A 16,875-nucleotide genomic window follows, 5' to 3' on the forward strand; every position below is an offset into this window, starting at 1 on the left:
TACAAACTTTTTTACATATTTATAACTAAGACACATTAAGTTTATCCTATTAAAACAGCATGGTCAACATGACATTTCACTTTTTAGACAAACTTTTTATGTTTTTTTATAGAACAAACCATTAACTATTCCAAATACGTATAATTTCTTTTAAAACTTTAGTCATTTCTTCTTTAACCATAGCTTCTAGAATATCTTTGTCCATATCACTGATGGGCACATGGTTCATTCTAATTAATGGTGTGTCTTCAATTGTGCGATCTTTAAATGAAAGGACGATTGAGTGTTTAAAACCATATTCTTTTAGTTGATTTTTGTAAATTTTAACAGGAGTGACATCTTCCCCTACTACAGTGAATAACGGTGTAATAAGTAGTCTACCTTTTAATTGCTTTTCTAGCATCATAATAATGAGTTGAATAAATTCGATTTGTTCAGCTCGGCTCACACTTATGCTATCCATATCGATATCTACGACTGGGATAATTGCAGTATCAATAAATTCAATTTCATCTTTAATAACGTTTAAATCATTTCTTGTGTAGAGCATTTTTACTCTCCTCGTTCAATAATTTTAACTCGTTTGTGAGTGATAAAAATCTATCTTTATCTTTTGACTCGAGCGCTTGTTCAATTTGTTGATAAAGTGAATGACGTAATTCATGTTCGACGTGTTCTAATCGTTCATGTTCTCTAAACACAACTTCTGTATATTTAGGTTCAAACTGATTAAAATGAATTTCTACAAATATAGGGTGTTCAGTCTCGTCGATTTTATCTATGATGTCTCTAGCTGTGAGCAAGATTTCATCATCAATATGACACATCATACTATGTGAGTGTGCACCTTCAGTAGAAATCGTAAGAGAAATTGGTGAATGTCTATCTATTAGAGACACACGTGAGTCAAAATATTTAATTGACTTTAGATAATTTAACACATAGACTGGATCATTTTCTTTAAATTCATATGAGTACAAGACATATTCAAGAAAATCTTTTTTAAAACTCATCCTCTTCACCACGCAGACGTTCAAGTTCTAATGCAAGGTCTGTGTTGTTTGGATCGAGTTTGATTAACTTGTTTAAAACATCAAGGTACTTTGGATTTCTTATTTCTAAAAGATATTGATAATAATCATATAAGAAATCTATGTCTTCTCTCAGATAAGAATATGCCGTTTCATAATATTTACTTGCTTCTTCATCGTTTTCATTTAATGCCTCAATATTTGCGAGTAAATGAAGTGATTGTGGTGTTAAGTTATCTGTATCAATGTGCGGAAGATAATGTTCGATATCTTCTGGTGTATCATCTGTAAGTAAATTTTGGAAGAGAATTCTATATGCATCGTCATAAGTCTCATCTAATGCTGTCGCTTTTCTAAAACTTTCGTTCGCTTTATCAACTTTGCCAAGACGAATTGCCAAGCGTCCTAGATTATAGAAAATGATTGCATTTTCTTTATCTAGAACAACATAATCTTCTAATAGCTGATATGCCTTATCATACTCATAATTCTCTTCATAAACTTTCATTAAGAGGATATATGCATTTGTATAGTAAGGCTCATTCGAGACTACTTTCATTAGTGTTTTTTCTGCTTCTTCATAGCGCTCTAAATAGTAATAAATAATGGATTTTAGATAAAAATCATCATTTGTATATTCACTCTCGTCAACTTGATTCAAATGTGAAAGTGCATGCTCAAAATCCATTTGATTCACATAAATGTCTGCGAGTCTTTGATGGATATTTATATTGTTGACTTTGTCAACATCATGCTCAAGTACATTCTGATAGAATCTAACAGCATCGTTAATGTCACCGATGTAATATAGAAGTTCTGCAATCGCAAAATCAATAACCCTGTCATCAGATAATTCACGAGCTTCGTATAATGCTTTTAATGCTACATCGTTTAAGTTCATCTGCTGGAAGAGTTCTGATTTTAGCATTAAAACTGTTGGTGTTTTCTCAGCATCATTAATTAATAGTAATGCATCATCTAGTCTATTATCCACGATGTAAATTTCGACAATGTAGCTGAGTAAATTATCATCATGCCCTACTATAGAGTATAGATACTCAAATATATTTAATGCATGAATCGTATCACCGAGTTGCATTAGCATATCACCAAGTACAAAGAGTAATTCAAGATCGCTCTCTTCTGTGTAATCGCGCAACGTTTCTGTAAATGATTCTATTTTATCAATATCATATTGACCGAGCTTTAATTCATCGATCAGTTTTAAGATTGACTCATTCATAGTCTATCTTCCCTTCAGTGATTTAAGATCATCAATAAAATTAGGATATGAGATGTTGATGCACTCTACGTTGTCAATTTTTATATCATGATTCATTTTGATACCCATTACGATTAACATCATTGCTATCCTATGATCATGATAGCTCTTAAATTCTATATCTTGTATTTTAAGTTTACTTGGCAGAACTTTAAATCCATCTTCATATATTTCAAATTCTGCACCATATTTCGATAATTCATTTGTAACAGCCATAATTCTGTCAGTTTCTTTCACACGCAGTTCTTCTGCATCTCTCACAATACTCTCACCATCTAAGAATAATGCAAGAACTGCAAGAATTGGAATTTCATCGATTAATTTTGGAATAATATCACCACTAATAGTAAATGGTTTTAAGTTAGGTTTATAAGTGATTGTAATATTCCCACGCTTTTCTAGAGAATCATCAATGTTCTCAATTGTCATATCAGCACCGATTTGAGTAAAAACATCAATGATTCCGTTACGTGTCTCGTTTAAAAGAATGTTTTTTAGCGTTACTTTTGAATCTGGAATAATCGCTGCTAAAACCATTAAGAATGCAGCAGATGAAATATCTCCAGGTACAGTGACGTCTACTGGTGTAAGTGTGTTTCCACCGTTTACTGTAATTGTAGTGTCATCAACTTCAATATTACCACCGAACGCTTTTAACATGAGTTCAGTGTGATTTCTTGATTTTTCTTGTTCACGAATAACTGTCGTAATTTTATTGTGTAATGAAGCAAAAATGATCGCACTTTTCACTTGTGCACTCGCAATAGGCATATCATATTCTATGCCCTCTAATTTACTTTCGAAAATTTCGACAGGTGTGAAACGTTCATTATTTAATTTCAGTTTAGCGTTCATCATTTCAAGTGGTATTGAAACGCGGTCCATTGGACGTTTTTTGATTGTATCATCACCGTCAATTGTTGCATTTAGATTAAGACCAGTAATAAGTCCCATCAATAGTCTTGTCGTAGTACCGCTATTCCCTGTGTAGAGTAATTCTTTTGGAGAAGTTAAACTTTCTGCACCTGGACTATTAATTGTGATTTTTTCATCTGTTATGTCAATATCTGCTCCCAACTTCACCATACAATTAACAGTATCTAGTGTGTCTTCTGAAAGTAATGGCTGATAGACATGTGTTGTACCTTTTGACAATGTACCAAACATCACAGCACGATGCGTGATAGACTTATCACCAGGAACAGTCACTTTTCCATTGAAACTACCATTTAAGAGTTCTCTCATATTATCGCCTTCATTTCATTTAGGAGTGCTTCTAAATCACTTGTACTTATTTCAATCAATTCTGGGTGCCCGTATTCTCGTAATATAATATATCCAATAAATGATTTACGCATATTTTTCTTATCACTCGACATATAATGAATCATTTCTGTCGTATTCATCTCTTTAAGTGGTGAAAGATCGTATCCAATTTTCTTTAAATAGCTTATTAAAGATTCTAAATCAAATATGTCATTATACATCTTATTAGAAATATAAAGTGATCCAATAATTCCAAGAACAACCGCATGTCCATGCTTAAGTTTAAAAGAATATTCTAATGCGTGGCCGAGCGTGTGTCCAAGATTAAGAAACTTCCTTAAATTATCCTCTTTTTCGTCTACTGAAACGTAATACATCTTAGTTTTAATACCGTATAAGATAAATTCATTGAGACGCGTAATATCTAAGCCATCTTTCGTTTCATCAACAAGTCGATTAATAGATTCTTTTCCGGCAAGCATCGCGTGTTTAATAACTTCACCGAATCCACTGAGCACTTCTTCTTCCGGTAACGTTTCAAAGAAATCAAGATCGTAAATGACCGCATTTGGTCTATAAAACGTTCCAACTAAGTTTTTACCATGCGGACGGTTGATTGCAGTTTTTCCACCTATTGCAGAGTCATGCGCAAGCAGAGTTGTTGGTACATGAATATAATCTACACCGCGTAGTGTGATGCTTGAAACAAATGCGCCACCATCACCAGTTGCACCCCCACCAATCACAACAACGAGATCGTTTCTTTTGATGTTTTGATCGAGTAGTTCATCGATTACAGCTATCGTGTTTTCAATCGTTTTAAACGATTCGCCTCTTGGTACCTTGATAACAGTATCAAAATTAGTAAACTTTTCTTCATGTAAGTCATATACATGTGAATCTATGATATAAAACACTTGGTTATATTGACTCGTATACTTTTGTAGTGTTTCGTTTAAAATTCCATTGTCTACGTAAATTGTGTAATTGTTGTCACTATACGTCGTATGGAATTCCATTAGTATTCACCGAGTCGTTTATTGTATGCATCAATTGCATTTTTAAGGTCGCCAAAATCATCTGAACCGAACTTATCTAAAATTGCTTTCGCAAGTTCAATTGCAACCATGTGTTCAGCAACTACTGAAGCTGCAGGCACTGCACTTGGGTCACTACGTTCGATTGTTGCCGTAAATGGCTCTTTTGAATCGATGTCAACGCTCATAAGTGGCTTGTACAGCGTCGGAATTGGTTTCATGACACCACGCACGATAATTGGCATACCTGTAGTCATACCACCCTCAAATCCACCGAGATTGTTTGTTCTTCTAGTAAATCCATCTTCTTTAGAGTATGTGATTTCATCTTGAACTTTACTTCCAGGTGTCTCTCCCATCTTAAAGCCTATACCAAACTCTACACCTTTAAACGCGTTGATAGATAGTACTGCTTGAGCGATTTTAGCATCGAGCTTTGTATCGTAATGGACGTGTGAACCTAGACCAATAATTGGGTTTTCTACAATTACTTCAACAATTCCACCAAGCGTATCGCCATCTTTTTTCGCTTGGTCTATTAATGCTTCGGCTGCCTTAGTACTTTCTTCTGATACCATTTTTACAGATGAAGACTCGATACCTTCTACAATTTCGTTAAACGTATATTCATTTTCGTCTTCAACGGTACCAATTCGAGCGACACGGCTCGTGATTCTAATATCTAATGCATGTAAGAGTTCTAAGCATAATGCCCCTACAAGAACACGTGCAGTTGTTTCACGAGCACTTGAGCGCTCTAAAATGTTTCTTAAGTCGCGATGATTATATTTTTGACCACCAACAAGGTCCGCATGTCCAGGTCTTGGACGTGTAATAACACGTTTCATTTCGCTAAGTTGTTCTTCAGTTAATGGTTCGTCTCCCATGATTTTAGTCCAATGCTTAAAGTCATCATTTTGAACTTCCATCATAATTGGAGAACCTAATGTCTTACCGTGACGGATTCCACTTCCAAAAATAAACGTGTCTTTCTCAATCTGCATTCTACGCCCACGGCCATAGCCACCTTGACGTTTAAACAGTTCTTTCTGCATTCTTTCTTTGTCAATTGGTAAATTTGATGGGAAACCTTCTACAATCGCTGTGACCTTTGGCCCATGCGATTCACCTGCTGTTAAAAATCTCATATAATCACCTCAAAATTTTATGTAAAATAAAAAGCCGAGTATAAAATACTCAGCTTTATATCTAATTAGTAGATCCAATCTTTGTTAATTAAGCTGTAGTCTACTAGTTCTGATTGGTCAAAGAAAAGATTAATTTCTCTGTCTGCACTTTCAAGTGAGTCAGAACCATGAATAATATTTTTACCTACTGTAAGACCAAAGTCTCCACGGATTGTTCCTGGAAGAGCTTCTTGTGGGTTAGTTGAACCAACAACAAGACGTGCTGTTTTAATGATGTTTTCTCCTTCTAATACCATTGCGAAAACAGGACCAGAAGTAATGAAGTCTACTAATTCACCGAAGAATGGTTTGTCAGCGTGCTCACCATAGTGAGTTTTTGCTAAATCTTCAGATACTTGCATAAGCTTAGCACCTACGATTTTAAATCCTTTGTTTTCTAATCTTGCAACGATTGGTCCAATAAGGTTTCTTTGGACACCGTCAGGTTTAATCATTAAAAATGTTCTTTCCATTAAGTTATTCTCCTTTAAAAGTTCTTTACTTATTCTATCATTTTTTCATATGTTTTGTATATTAATTTAATCTTGTACGTAGTTTTTCAACCATTTCAGATAAATAGCGCTTTATTGGGTCTTCAATATCTTCTATATTGACAAGTGCTTTATCTAAAAATTCATCACTCACTCTTTTTGAGGACTCTATTGCATCAGAGTTAAGCAAATACTCTATCAACGCTTCTTTACTTGATTGATCTATTGAATAGACGTGCAACATTTCTTTGAAATATGAGTCTTTATCTCGTAATAAAAGCACTGGCAATGTATAATGACCATTCTCTAAGTCAGAGAATGATGGTTTACCAAGTGTTTTTTTAGTTGCAGTGTAATCTAAGCAGTCGTCAATGATCTGAAAGCTCATTCCAATATTATAACCAAAGTCTGTGAGTTTCTTACGTTTTTCATCTGAAATATGACCAGCGTAAGCACTGAGCTCTATACTTAACATAATGAGCAAAGCTGTTTTTTTGTAAATCTTTTCATAGTAATCATCGATTGTTTGTGAATCATCAAATTGAGTATCAAATTGAAATAATTCACCTGTAACAATTTTTTTAATCATGCTCGAGTAACTTTGATGAAATTTTGGATTATGGATATCAGAAACAAGTCGAATAGCAGAAGAAATTAAATAGTTTCCTGTATTAATGGCTTGAAAATATCCATGTTTATAATACGTTGTTTTCCTATTTCTTCTTAGATTTGAATCATCAATAATGTCATCATGTACAAGGCTAGCCATATGGATCAGTTCCAAACTAGCAGCTGTATGAAGTATGGAACTTCTATGTTCATTTGCTCCAAGTTTCCCTACTAATATAGATAGTATAGGTCTGAGCTTTTTACCACCTGTAATGTAAAGATCGAAGCTCTCGTTGCTTACGATGCTTTTATCTGGCTGTAAAGCAATCTTTATAAGTGCTTCAAGATCATTTAGATCTGTCTTTACATAGGCACGAATATTCTTATTCATGGGTGATTTCTTTGAAACCAATATGGGTAGCTGCCATTCCCAAGTTATGAGATATTACTTTGATATTCGTAAACTTACTATTTTTCATCATCTGTTTTAATTCTTCTTTTGATACGAAATCTCTTGTTGATTCGTATAGCCATTTATACTCATCACCACTTTTTGCGATGAGCTGACCAAACATCGGCATGATGCGTCCAAAGTAAAAATTAAATAATGAGCCAACGATTTTGTTTTTAGGGTTAGACGTTTCTAAAATGACAAATTGTCCACCTGGTTTTAAGACGCGGTGCACTTCATGAATTGCTGCTTGATAATCTGGAAGGTTTCTAAGGCCAAAACCGACCGTCACAATATCAAATGAATTGTCATCATAAGGTAAATTCATTGCATCTCCTTGAGTGAGTGAGATGTTTTTGATGTGTGCTGTTTTTTGTTTTGCTACTAAGAGCATATTCTCACTAAAGTCTAATCCAATGATATTTGCTTTTTTATTCATGTTAGAAAGTTGGATTGTCCAGTCCCCAGTTCCACAACATAAATCAAGAACATCTGAAGTATCATGAACAAAAATTTCCTTGTTTGTACGGTTTCTCCATATATCATGTTGTTTAAAACTGATGATATCATTCATCTTATCGTAATCTTTTGAAACTGTGTTAAAGATTGTTTGAATTCTATTATTAGCCATTAAAATCACCGTTTTGCATTATTAGTTCGAGCACTTGATCTATATCTTGGTCTATAAAAAAACGATCTCTTAAATAGAGAATTGGACCAAAAAGTATGTATGTTTTTTCAATTGATTTGAGTTGTTTATCTTTTAAATATAAGGATTTTAAGTTAATGATTTCTTTAGAGATATCTAACACGTCTGTTAAGATGTCATATGCTTCGTATTTTGACAAAGTGATATAAAACATAGATAAGTATAAGTCCCCATAAAGGACATGGTTTTCCATGTCTGTTTTGTCAGGCTCATTATCAAGTAATAGTAAAGCTAAGTTAAAAGTCACGACTGCTTTTACTATTTCATAGTCCTTCAATATATGTGTTTCATTATTTACGTACGTGATAATAGGTTCAAGAGGTTTTGTGTACTCATCATTAAAATGAGATAAGATATCCATGTTAAACAAAGAAAATCCACCTTTATAAATGAATAGACCTAACAGAAGTTAGGTCTAAAAATAATTATTTTACTGCGTCTTTAAGTGCTTTACCAGCTTTGAATGCAGGTACTTTTGATGCAGCAATTTCAATTTCTTCACCAGTTTGTGGGTTACGGCCTTTTCTAGCAGCACGTTCGCGAACTTCGAAAGTTCCGAATCCGATAAGTTGTACTTTCTCGCCTGCTGTTAAAGCTTCTTGAACTGCTTCAAACACCGCGTCTACAGCAGCTCCAGCGTCTTTTTTAGTTAAATCAGCTTTGTCGCTTACTGCATTAATTAAGTCAGTTTTGTTCATGTCAAATGACCTCCTATTATCTGTATAATGAAATAATCATTATGTTTGTACTTTACCATATGAAGCCTATCACTTCAATGGTTTTCACTGTTTAAAACAAAAAACATACTTTATTTTTCCTTATGTTTACTCGTCATAAAAATGACTTTGTTATTATCATCAACCGTAAGCTCAGGACTATAAAGTGGTACGACTTCAGTATATTCATAGAATACAGAGCGTACATCCTCACCTGTTTTATACTTTAAATCATTATCATCGATGATTTTTTGTGCGTCCTCTCGGTAATCAATAATGAACTCACGGCCGCCGTTATAAAATACGTTTAAATCTCTTCCTGTAAACGGACTCTCTACAGTTGGATTATCTTTCAAGTGATATGCATCCAGGTCAAGTTGATATACGTTTGGACCTATCATTTCTCCGAGTTTAACATTATCACCAAGTATATTAAGACGCGTTGTTAAACTTCTTACTTCTTCTGTAATCCTTAAATCTGCAACTTTAACTTTTGGATCTTCTTCAGCATCGATGATGACATACTGATAATAACCACCGTTTTCATATGCAGTTGTTGGTATTTCAGAGAGATATAGAGCTAATCTACCGAAGTCAATTTGATGCTCTAAATACTCACGTTGGTCAGACAGGGTTTTTATCGGTAATATCCCATCGTTTGATTCTTGAAACGTGTCGACAGCATTTTGAACAATTAAAACTTGATCTTCTTTAGGCGCATCATTTTTCGCTCTTTCGCTTTGTGGATAAAGACAGCCAGACAGCATGAATACAGCACACATTACAATTAATGATTTAAATAACTTATCCATGACTACTACCACCTAAGACTAAAATCATAGTTATAAAACTAAAAATAAGTAGTACCCATGCAATAATTGAAACGATAATACTTAAAAATCGATACGGGATTTTATATCTAGCAAGGAAGATTAAAACGGCAGCAAGCGCCATAGCCCCCATAGAATAAAATGAAACCCACATTAAATCCATTCTTGAAATATCAAACATTTAATTTACTCCGAATCTACTCTATTTTTCATAAGTTTAATTAATCCATCTGTTTCAGATGTTTTTTCTCTCATCATTAGACTAAAGAATGCTTCATCTTCAGAAAGTCCTTCAAATAGATAGAGATATAATACGTTCGTAATTGGCATATCAATCTCAAATTGATTAGAAAGTTCATATGCGGCTTTAGTTGTATTAACACCTTCAACGACCATACCCATATTTTCAATGATATCATCTAGAGATTGACCACTTGCGAGCATTTTACCACATCTAAAGTTACGTGAGTGTTCACTCATTGCTGTAACGATTAAGTCACCGACACCTGTCAGTCCCATAAATGTTAGTGGATCTGCGCCCATCTTAGTACCAAGTCTAGCAATTTCATGCAGACCTCTTGTAATTACAGCTGATTTTGTATTGTCTCCAAAACCAAGGCCGTCTAAAATACCAATTGCGATTGCAATGATGTTTTTTAGTGCGCCACCTACTTCTACTCCGATTAAGTCTTTGTTCTCATACACTCTAAAATGCTTGGTAATGAATGTATCTTGAACAATTTTTCGGCCAGATTCATTTACTGATGCTGCACTTACTGTTGTCGGCAACATTAAAGAAACTTCTTCAGCATGGCTAGGACCACTTAGTACAGCAATATCTGTGTAGTTGTTTTCATCAAATTCTTCTTGGAGAACTTCTGATACACGTTTATGAGTACCTAGTTCTAACCCTTTTGCTACATGACAAATTAAGACCTTCTTATTCTGTTTAGTAAGCATCTCGTTAAGTGTTTTTGCCATACTTCTCATAGCTTTTACTGGAACAGCAAGTACGAGCATTTCACCGTGGTCAACGGCTTCTTCAAGATCATTTGTTGCTTTTATTGAGTCTTTTAACTCTATATCTTTTAAATAGTTTTTATTTGAATGTTCCTGATTGATTTCATTAACGGTATTTTTATTACGACCATACATTAAAACATCGTGACCGTTTGAGTCTAATACCATTGCCAAACTTGTCCCGAAGCTTCCGGTACCAATCATTGAAATCTTCATATAATCCCTCTATTCTAGTTTCTTTGACGCGTTATGATATGGATTGGTGTACCAGTAAAATCAAACGCTTGTCTTAACCTATTTTCTAAATATCTCTTATAACTAAAGTGCATGAGCTCTGTGTCGTTTACAAACATGACGAATGTTGGTGGTGCAACACTTACTTGTGTACCATAGAAAATATTTAGTTTTTTACCTGTTTTATCTCTTGGAGTTGGATTCATTAAGATACTATCTACTAACACTTCATTTAGTGTACTTGATTGAACACGACGTTTATGTGATTCGTCTACAAGATTGATTAATGGGTAGATTGTTTGTACTCTTCGAGTTGTTTTAGCAGAAACAAAAGTAATTGGTGCGTAGTCTAAGAATAAGAACTCTTTACGAATTTCTTCTTCGAATTCTTTCATCGTACGTTCATCTTTCTCTACTGCATCCCATTTATTTACGACAATAACCATTGCACGCCCTGCTTCGTGTGCGATACCTGCGATTCTCTTATCCTGTTCACGGATGCCTTCTTCTCCATTTAAAACTAAGATACAGACATCACTGCGCTCAATTGCTACATTTGCGCGAAGTACAGAATATTTTTCTGTAGATTCATATACTTTACCACGTTTTCTGATACCAGCAGTATCAACAAAAGTATAGTCTACACCGTCCACTGTGTGCTTCGTGTCAATTGCGTCGCGAGTGGTACCTGCAACATCAGACACGATTACACGCTCTTCACCAATGATTGCGTTAATCAAGCTAGATTTACCCACGTTTGGTCTTCCGATAAGTGACACATGAATAGAATCATCAGTCTCTTCTTCAATATTTAAGTTATCGAAATGAGAAATGACTTCGTCTAATACGTCTCCTAAGCCTAGTCCGTGTGAACCAGACACAGGGAATGGATCTCCGATTCCGAGTGAATAGAACTCATAGATGTCGTTTCTCATTTCAAAGTTATCAATTTTATTTACCATTAATACAATTGGTTTTTTTGCACGTTGTAAAATACGAGCGACGTGAGTGTCATCTTCTGTAACACCTTCACGACCGTTGACAACCATGACAATAATATCTGCTTCATCAATTGCAATCTCAGCTTGCATTGCAATTTGTTTTTGGAACGGCTCATCTTTAATTTCTATACCACCTGTATCGATGATATGGAATTCCTTACCTAACCATTCTCCAGTCGCGTAAATTCTATCTCTGGTTACGCCTGGTGTATCTTCTACAATTGATTTTCTTTCACCAATAATACGGTTAAACAGAGTTGATTTACCAACGTTTGGTCTACCAACAACTGCAACTGTAGGCATGTTCATATATTTCCCTCATTTCAATAATATTTTACCATATTTTATTGTTAAATTAACTGAACAAAAAAATAAAGAGCGATTTGCATCGCTCTAAAGTAAAATTATAGATCTAATTTTTTTAGTTTGTCGCCAAGAATATCACCGAGTGTTAATGATTCTTCGTCAGAATCAGTGTACACTGTTGTATTCTTATTTTTGTTATCATTTTTTGGCTTTTCTGTAAGTGCCTTGATTGATAATGATGTTTTCTCTTTATCAGGATCAAATCCGATAATTTTAACATCTATTTCTTGTTCAGGTTTAAGTTCGTCTTCAGGATGGCCAACATGGTCATGTGAAATCTCTGACACGTGTACAAATCCTTCTACACCAGCAGCTACTTCTACAAATGCACCGAAGTCAACTAAGCGTTTTACTGTTCCTTTAACTGAATCACCAACTTGATGTTCGTTAAAGAATTTTTGGAATGGACTTTCGCCAGCTTGTTTAACTGAAAGAGAGATTCTTTCTGACTCAGGATCAACGTTTAGAACTTTAACGTCTACAGTTTCACCGATTGTAACAGCATCTTCAACATTTTCTACTCTTTCGTAGCTTAATTCAGAGATATGAGCTAACCCATCTACACCGTTAACATTAATGAATGCACCGAAGTTAGTCGTACGAACAACTTCACCTTTAACGATGTCTCCAACTTGTAGATCTTCAAGAACTTTTAGACGTTCTTCGTGTTGGCTTTTTTCTTCTAATTTACGTCTATTTAGGATCACTCTGTTGTTTTCTTCATCAACATCTTCAATTTTAACTTCTAAAGTTTGTCCATCAAACTGACTTAAGTTTTCAACATATTCTGTTGAAATTAGTGATGCTGGAATGAATCCTCTAACACCAACGTCTACAACGAGTCCTGCAGGAACAACTTCAATCACTGTTGCACTGATTGTTTCATCATTGTCTTTTTGTGATTCAAGCGCTTTGTATGCAGCTTCATTGTCGTATTGACGAATTGATAATATAAGTGTCGTATTATCTTCGACTTTAATTACTTTTGCAGTAACATCTTGATCAAGTGTTGCTGCTTCATCTGTAGTTTCGATACGCTTTGAAGTCAGTTGGCTGATTGGAACAATACCAATGACACCGTCTTCGAGCGTTACTTCTACAAATTTTTCTTCGATTTTAGATACTTTTCCTGAAACTGTGTCACCTTCACTGTACTTTTCGTTCTGTGTTTCTTCAGAAGTTACATTAACTTCTAAATTTTCTTCTAAGTGTTCTTCGTTAGTCATGTGATAGCCTCCAATATAAAACCGTTAATATTATAAAGTTCTTATATTTTGTCTCTTTTGTCAAGGATAACGGGTGTTTTTAGCATATTTTTTAAGCGATTTTCTAATATTTCTGTAATTTCCTTACGTTTTTTACCTTCTTCTACTAACGCATCTACATCAATCGGTTTACCGTATACTAAGGTAATACCTTCTTTTCTGTTGTATGAACCCTTGATTGCAACCGGAACTATTTTTGCTCTACTCTTCATTGCAATAAAGCTTGCACCTTCTTGAAGAGGTTTTAATTTACCTGTTAAGTTTCTACCACCTTCAGGGAAGATGAGAAGCATTCTACCGTCTTTAACAGCATCTACAGAAGTTTTTAGTGCAGCTCGGTCACCTTTACCTCTATTTACTGGGATCGCATTTAGCCTTCTAATGAGTTGTCCAAATACTGGATATTTGAAAAGTTCGGATTTCGCAAAAAATGACATTTCTCTATTTGAGAATATCGCAACAAGAGGTGGATCATACAAAGATGAATGGTTACTTGTAAGTAACACGGGACCATCTTTCGGTATATTATTTTCACCAACAACATTAATTTTAAATCTTAGTTTATAAAATATTTTTACGATAAATTTTACTGTGCTGTATAACATTATTTTTCACCTATAACTTTCTTGTTAGCGAGTTCTACAATTTCATTCGTCACTTCATCGATTGAGAGTTCATCTGTAGATACAAGTACAGCATCATCAGCTTGAATGAGCGGTGATATGTCACGTGTCATATCACTCGTATCTCTTTCAATAATTTCATCAATCAATGTAGATAATTCAATCATGTTGCCTCTTGAGTGTTCTTCAATCAAACGTCTCTTTGCACGTACTTCAGGACTTGCTGTCATAAATACTTTAAGTTCTGCATCAGGAAGTACGACTGAACCGATATCTCTGCCGTCTAATACATATCCTTTTTTCGATGCGATTTTTCTTTGTAAATCAACTAAAAATTCTCTGACTTCTCTTAGACTTGCTACTTGAGAAACATTCTTTGTAATATGACTTTCACGAATTTTATCTGTTACATCTTTATCATTTAGAAACAGTTTGCCTTCTTGTGAAAATTCGATATCGATCAGTTCAGCCAGTTTATTTAAATCTGTATCACTATTTTCATGAAAGAAAAGTGTAATTGCACGGTACATTGCACCTGTGTCTAAATATTTATAACCTAAGTTTGTTGCAACTCTTTTTGCGATTGTGCTTTTGCCCGCTGCTGCAGGACCGTCAATTGCAATGTTTATCATGTAAATTCAACTTCCAATCTTTTTAATTAAGGGATAATGAGTTCTTGTCCAACGCTAATTTCATTACCTGAAATACCATTAGCGTCTCTGATTTTTTGTACATTCTCTTCAGAACCACTTCCGTAGTACTGAATTGCAATACGGTATAAATTATCCTTACCGTTTACAACATGTACAGCAGTCGCTTCATCTTTGTCAGTTTCAGAGTCACTTTCTGATTCAGACTCAGTTTCATCACTTTCTGATTCAGATGAAGTATCTGTGTCTTCTGTTGATGTAGCTTCTGAATTAGATTCAGACGAGTTTGTAGAACTATTTTGTGATTTTTTTTCTTCAATTGCTTTATCTGCTTCTGATTTCATAGATTCTTTTTCAGAATCCGAGTATTCTCTAGCCGCTGATTGCTTGTCATTAGAACTATCTGAAGACTTATCAGAGCTTTCTTTATCACGTGCAGCAAACTCTTTTTCTAATTCTGCTTTTTTCTGTTCGAATTCTTTATTGATTTCTCTTTTATCTGAGTTATCGACTTGTTCTGTTTCTTGACCAGAATTATCTGCTGTATAGTCCTCGGCTTCTGGCCAGAAGTTACTCACAATCATAAATGCAAATAGTAACGTGATTGGAATAAGAATCAAGAGTAATAATCCTCTTAACTTACGCTTATTTTTATCAGATCGTAAGCCTGTAAGCATGGTACTTTTCAGGCCTTTAAGTTTATCTTTAGATTCACCTAACTCTGAATCAAGCTGTTTACTGTACTTATCTCTAGCAGTAAGGATAGATTTCTTAGCTCCTGTGGCAAGTCCAGTTAAAGTTACACCAGCAGCTAATTTTTTCTTTGTATCATTTTGTTCATTTTTAGATTTCTGTGTTTTTTGATTATGTGTATTGTTTTTATTATTCTTAGTTGTTTGTTTATTTTTGTTAGTAGTTGAAGTATTTTTCACACTAGCTTTTTTCGAAGAATTATTTTGCTTCTTATCATCTTCTTTATACTTTGCACTTCTGCTGAGTTCAGGATCAACTTTTGTGCGTCGTCTGCGACGATTTGAAGCTTCATTCTTTTTCTCTCGTCTAGTGTGCTCCATATCTTTATAAAAATCATCTTTCATAGCACATGCTCCTATACTCGGTATTAATCATAATTATAATATTTCTATGCATAATTTAAAAGTACTATCAGTCAAATGACTGACTATTCATGATTGTACCCGTTTTATATTGAAATATTTGGTATTTACTCTTAAAATAATATTAGGCATAATTGTTGAGAGGTGAACGAATTGTCAGGTAAATACACAATTGTTGATATGGACACGTGTATCGCATGCGGAGCTTGCGGTGCAGCTGCTCCTGATATATATGACTATGATGATGACGGTATTGCTTATGTAATACTGGATGATAACCAAGGTACGGCAGAAGTACCAGAAGATCTTCTAGAAGACATGGAAGACGCATTTGACGGTTGCCCAACGGACTCAATTAAAGTAGCAGACGAGCCATTTGATGGCGACGCTCTGAAATTTGAATAAAAAATACACGCTTATTATAAGCGTGTATTTTTTTCTGTAACATTTTTTAATACTGGTATAATTTTTAGATGTACAAGATAAATAACTACTCCTACAAGTAATCCTTTTACAATGTTAAAAGGAATAATACCAACTGTAATTAATGTCTTTAAATTCTCAACGATATCTCGTTGGTCAATAATCATTCCGTAGAGTGGTAGTAATACAAAATAATTAAGTAATGATAAAACAATAGTTAATACAAGCGTACCTACGAGTATGCCTGTAAGCAATGATTTGGTCGTTTTAGCTTTACGATAAATTAAATACATCGGTAATAAATAACTGATAGAAGCGATTAAATTTCCAAGTGGTCCGATTGGTTCACTCGCTGCAATAATTGAGTATAAAACGATTTTTAAAATAATTATTAAAAATCCGACGCCCCCACCGAATAAGATAAAACCAATAAACGCAGGAATATCTGCAATATCAATCTTTAAAAAAGGTGGGAAAAATGGTAACGGAACATTGATCAACATTAAAATAAATGATAATGCTGATAAGATACCGATAATTATGATGTTTTTAGTGCTAAAATGTTTCAT

General features: G+C 34.3%; 21 protein-coding genes. 1 reads left to right on the forward strand and 20 read right to left on the reverse strand.

Annotated features, from left to right (window positions below; all coding sequences use genetic code 11):
- Nucleotides 1-121: 121 nt before the first annotated feature.
- From IEU51_RS01475 to IEU51_RS01565, 19 genes are all read right to left on the reverse strand, one after another.
- Nucleotides 122-550, reverse strand: coding sequence for a DUF2487 family protein (locus IEU51_RS01475; protein ID WP_186087919.1), 429 nt, complete (start codon nt 548-550; stop codon nt 122-124).
- The gene (locus tag IEU51_RS01480; protein ID WP_186087917.1) at nt 531-1,013 is read right to left on the reverse strand and encodes a YpiB family protein; all 483 of its coding nucleotides are present in this window, start codon (nt 1,011-1,013) and stop codon (nt 531-533) included. Before IEU51_RS01480 ends, IEU51_RS01475 begins: the two co-directional genes overlap by 20 nt.
- Nucleotides 1,003-2,274: a tetratricopeptide repeat protein gene (locus IEU51_RS01485; RefSeq protein ID WP_186087916.1), complete on the reverse strand. Its 1,272-nt coding sequence runs from the start codon at nt 2,272-2,274 to the stop codon at nt 1,003-1,005. Before IEU51_RS01485 ends, IEU51_RS01480 begins: the two co-directional genes overlap by 11 nt.
- Nucleotides 2,275-2,277: 3 nt before the next feature.
- Entirely contained in the window at nt 2,278-3,558 is a 1,281-nt protein-coding gene (aroA, locus tag IEU51_RS01490; protein ID WP_186087914.1) for a 3-phosphoshikimate 1-carboxyvinyltransferase, read from the reverse strand.
- On the reverse strand, nt 3,555-4,598 hold the full coding sequence (locus IEU51_RS01495; protein ID WP_186087912.1) for a 3-dehydroquinate synthase: 1,044 nt from the start codon (nt 4,596-4,598) through the stop codon (nt 3,555-3,557). The genes aroA and IEU51_RS01495 overlap by 4 nt, the downstream gene beginning before the upstream one ends.
- Complete coding sequence (aroC, locus tag IEU51_RS01500; protein WP_186087910.1) at nt 4,598-5,764, reverse strand: chorismate synthase; 1,167 nt, start codon at nt 5,762-5,764, stop codon at nt 4,598-4,600. Before aroC ends, IEU51_RS01495 begins: the two co-directional genes overlap by 1 nt.
- A 65-nt stretch (nt 5,765-5,829) precedes the next feature.
- Nucleotides 5,830-6,276, reverse strand: a complete 447-nt coding sequence (gene ndk / locus IEU51_RS01505) for a nucleoside-diphosphate kinase (RefSeq protein WP_186087901.1) — start codon at nt 6,274-6,276, stop codon at nt 5,830-5,832.
- 61 nt (nt 6,277-6,337) lie between these two features.
- Entirely contained in the window at nt 6,338-7,294 is a 957-nt protein-coding gene (locus tag IEU51_RS01510) for a polyprenyl synthetase family protein (protein ID WP_186087899.1), read from the reverse strand.
- Nucleotides 7,287-7,985 carry a demethylmenaquinone methyltransferase gene (locus tag IEU51_RS01515; RefSeq protein WP_186087897.1) on the reverse strand — a complete coding sequence of 233 codons (699 nt, stop codon included), beginning with the start codon at nt 7,983-7,985 and terminating at the stop codon, nt 7,287-7,289. The genes IEU51_RS01510 and IEU51_RS01515 overlap by 8 nt, the downstream gene beginning before the upstream one ends.
- The gene (locus IEU51_RS01520; RefSeq protein ID WP_186087895.1) at nt 7,978-8,433 is read right to left on the reverse strand and encodes a hypothetical protein; all 456 of its coding nucleotides are present in this window, start codon (nt 8,431-8,433) and stop codon (nt 7,978-7,980) included. Before IEU51_RS01520 ends, IEU51_RS01515 begins: the two co-directional genes overlap by 8 nt.
- A gap of 55 nt (nt 8,434-8,488) precedes the next feature.
- Nucleotides 8,489-8,761 (reverse strand): HU family DNA-binding protein, encoded by a 273-nt coding sequence (locus IEU51_RS01525; protein WP_186077538.1) that lies wholly within the window; start codon nt 8,759-8,761, stop codon nt 8,489-8,491.
- Nucleotides 8,762-8,871: 110 nt separating this feature from the next.
- Nucleotides 8,872-9,591 carry a hypothetical protein gene (locus IEU51_RS01530; protein ID WP_186087893.1) on the reverse strand — a complete coding sequence of 240 codons (720 nt, stop codon included), beginning with the start codon at nt 9,589-9,591 and terminating at the stop codon, nt 8,872-8,874.
- A complete protein-coding gene (locus tag IEU51_RS01535; protein WP_186087892.1) occupies nt 9,584-9,790 on the reverse strand; it encodes a DUF2768 domain-containing protein in 207 nt (68 codons plus the stop codon). Before IEU51_RS01535 ends, IEU51_RS01530 begins: the two co-directional genes overlap by 8 nt.
- 5 nt (nt 9,791-9,795) lie before the next feature.
- Nucleotides 9,796-10,845: an NAD(P)H-dependent glycerol-3-phosphate dehydrogenase gene (locus IEU51_RS01540; RefSeq protein ID WP_186087890.1), complete on the reverse strand. Its 1,050-nt coding sequence runs from the start codon at nt 10,843-10,845 to the stop codon at nt 9,796-9,798.
- A 14-nt stretch (nt 10,846-10,859) separates the two neighbouring features.
- Nucleotides 10,860-12,173, reverse strand: a complete 1,314-nt coding sequence (der, locus tag IEU51_RS01545) for a ribosome biogenesis GTPase Der (protein ID WP_186087888.1) — start codon at nt 12,171-12,173, stop codon at nt 10,860-10,862.
- A 95-nt stretch (nt 12,174-12,268) separates the two neighbouring features.
- Nucleotides 12,269-13,456: a 30S ribosomal protein S1 gene (gene rpsA / locus IEU51_RS01550; protein ID WP_186087886.1), complete on the reverse strand. Its 1,188-nt coding sequence runs from the start codon at nt 13,454-13,456 to the stop codon at nt 12,269-12,271.
- A gap of 41 nt (nt 13,457-13,497) precedes the next feature.
- Entirely contained in the window at nt 13,498-14,100 is a 603-nt protein-coding gene (locus IEU51_RS01555) for a lysophospholipid acyltransferase family protein (RefSeq protein ID WP_186087884.1), read from the reverse strand.
- Nucleotides 14,100-14,756, reverse strand: coding sequence for a (d)CMP kinase (gene cmk / locus IEU51_RS01560; RefSeq protein WP_186088390.1), 657 nt, complete (start codon nt 14,754-14,756; stop codon nt 14,100-14,102). Before cmk ends, IEU51_RS01555 begins: the two co-directional genes overlap by 1 nt.
- Before the next feature lie 20 nt (nt 14,757-14,776).
- A complete protein-coding gene (locus IEU51_RS01565; RefSeq protein ID WP_186087882.1) occupies nt 14,777-15,865 on the reverse strand; it encodes a LysM peptidoglycan-binding domain-containing protein in 1,089 nt (362 codons plus the stop codon).
- Between the two features lie 198 nt (nt 15,866-16,063).
- Here IEU51_RS01565 and IEU51_RS01570 point away from each other — a divergent pair, with 198 nt between their 5' ends.
- Nucleotides 16,064-16,288 (forward strand): ferredoxin, encoded by a 225-nt coding sequence (locus IEU51_RS01570; protein ID WP_186088389.1) that lies wholly within the window; start codon nt 16,064-16,066, stop codon nt 16,286-16,288.
- Between the two features lie 14 nt (nt 16,289-16,302).
- Here IEU51_RS01570 and IEU51_RS01575 read toward each other — a convergent pair whose 3' ends face one another.
- Nucleotides 16,303-16,875, reverse strand: coding sequence for an ECF transporter S component (locus IEU51_RS01575; RefSeq protein WP_186087880.1), 573 nt, complete (start codon nt 16,873-16,875; stop codon nt 16,303-16,305).

Origin of the sequence: Phocicoccus schoeneichii (assembly GCF_014635565.1) — a bacterium.
GTDB lineage: Bacteria > Bacillota > Bacilli > Staphylococcales > Salinicoccaceae > Phocicoccus > Phocicoccus schoeneichii.

Bases quoted from the DNA above. Each gene is read 5' to 3' on its own strand.
- IEU51_RS01475 (WP_186087919.1), bottom strand. From the start codon at position 550: ATGCTCTACACAAGAAATGATTTAAACGTTATTAAAGATGAAATTGAA.
- IEU51_RS01480 (WP_186087917.1), bottom strand. From the start codon at position 1,013: ATGAGTTTTAAAAAAGATTTTCTTGAATATGTCTTGTACTCATATGAA.
- IEU51_RS01485 (WP_186087916.1), bottom strand. From the start codon at position 2,274: ATGAATGAGTCAATCTTAAAACTGATCGATGAATTAAAGCTCGGTCAA.
- aroA (WP_186087914.1), bottom strand. From the start codon at position 3,558: ATGAGAGAACTCTTAAATGGTAGTTTCAATGGAAAAGTGACTGTTCCT.
- IEU51_RS01495 (WP_186087912.1), bottom strand. From the start codon at position 4,598: ATGGAATTCCATACGACGTATAGTGACAACAATTACACAATTTACGTA.
- aroC (WP_186087910.1), bottom strand. From the start codon at position 5,764: ATGAGATTTTTAACAGCAGGTGAATCGCATGGGCCAAAGGTCACAGCG.
- ndk (WP_186087901.1), bottom strand. From the start codon at position 6,276: ATGGAAAGAACATTTTTAATGATTAAACCTGACGGTGTCCAAAGAAAC.
- IEU51_RS01510 (WP_186087899.1), bottom strand. From the start codon at position 7,294: ATGAATAAGAATATTCGTGCCTATGTAAAGACAGATCTAAATGATCTT.
- IEU51_RS01515 (WP_186087897.1), bottom strand. From the start codon at position 7,985: ATGGCTAATAATAGAATTCAAACAATCTTTAACACAGTTTCAAAAGAT.
- IEU51_RS01525 (WP_186077538.1), bottom strand. From the start codon at position 8,761: ATGAACAAAACTGACTTAATTAATGCAGTAAGCGACAAAGCTGATTTA.
- IEU51_RS01530 (WP_186087893.1), bottom strand. From the start codon at position 9,591: ATGGATAAGTTATTTAAATCATTAATTGTAATGTGTGCTGTATTCATG.
- IEU51_RS01535 (WP_186087892.1), bottom strand. From the start codon at position 9,790: ATGTTTGATATTTCAAGAATGGATTTAATGTGGGTTTCATTTTATTCT.
- IEU51_RS01540 (WP_186087890.1), bottom strand. From the start codon at position 10,845: ATGAAGATTTCAATGATTGGTACCGGAAGCTTCGGGACAAGTTTGGCA.
- der (WP_186087888.1), bottom strand. From the start codon at position 12,173: ATGAACATGCCTACAGTTGCAGTTGTTGGTAGACCAAACGTTGGTAAA.
- rpsA (WP_186087886.1), bottom strand. From the start codon at position 13,456: ATGACTAACGAAGAACACTTAGAAGAAAATTTAGAAGTTAATGTAACT.
- IEU51_RS01555 (WP_186087884.1), bottom strand. From the start codon at position 14,100: ATGTTATACAGCACAGTAAAATTTATCGTAAAAATATTTTATAAACTA.
- IEU51_RS01565 (WP_186087882.1), bottom strand. From the start codon at position 15,865: ATGAAAGATGATTTTTATAAAGATATGGAGCACACTAGACGAGAGAAA.
- IEU51_RS01570 (WP_186088389.1), top strand. From the start codon at position 16,064: ATGGACACGTGTATCGCATGCGGAGCTTGCGGTGCAGCTGCTCCTGAT.
- IEU51_RS01575 (WP_186087880.1), bottom strand. From the start codon at position 16,875: ATGAAACATTTTAGCACTAAAAACATCATAATTATCGGTATCTTATCA.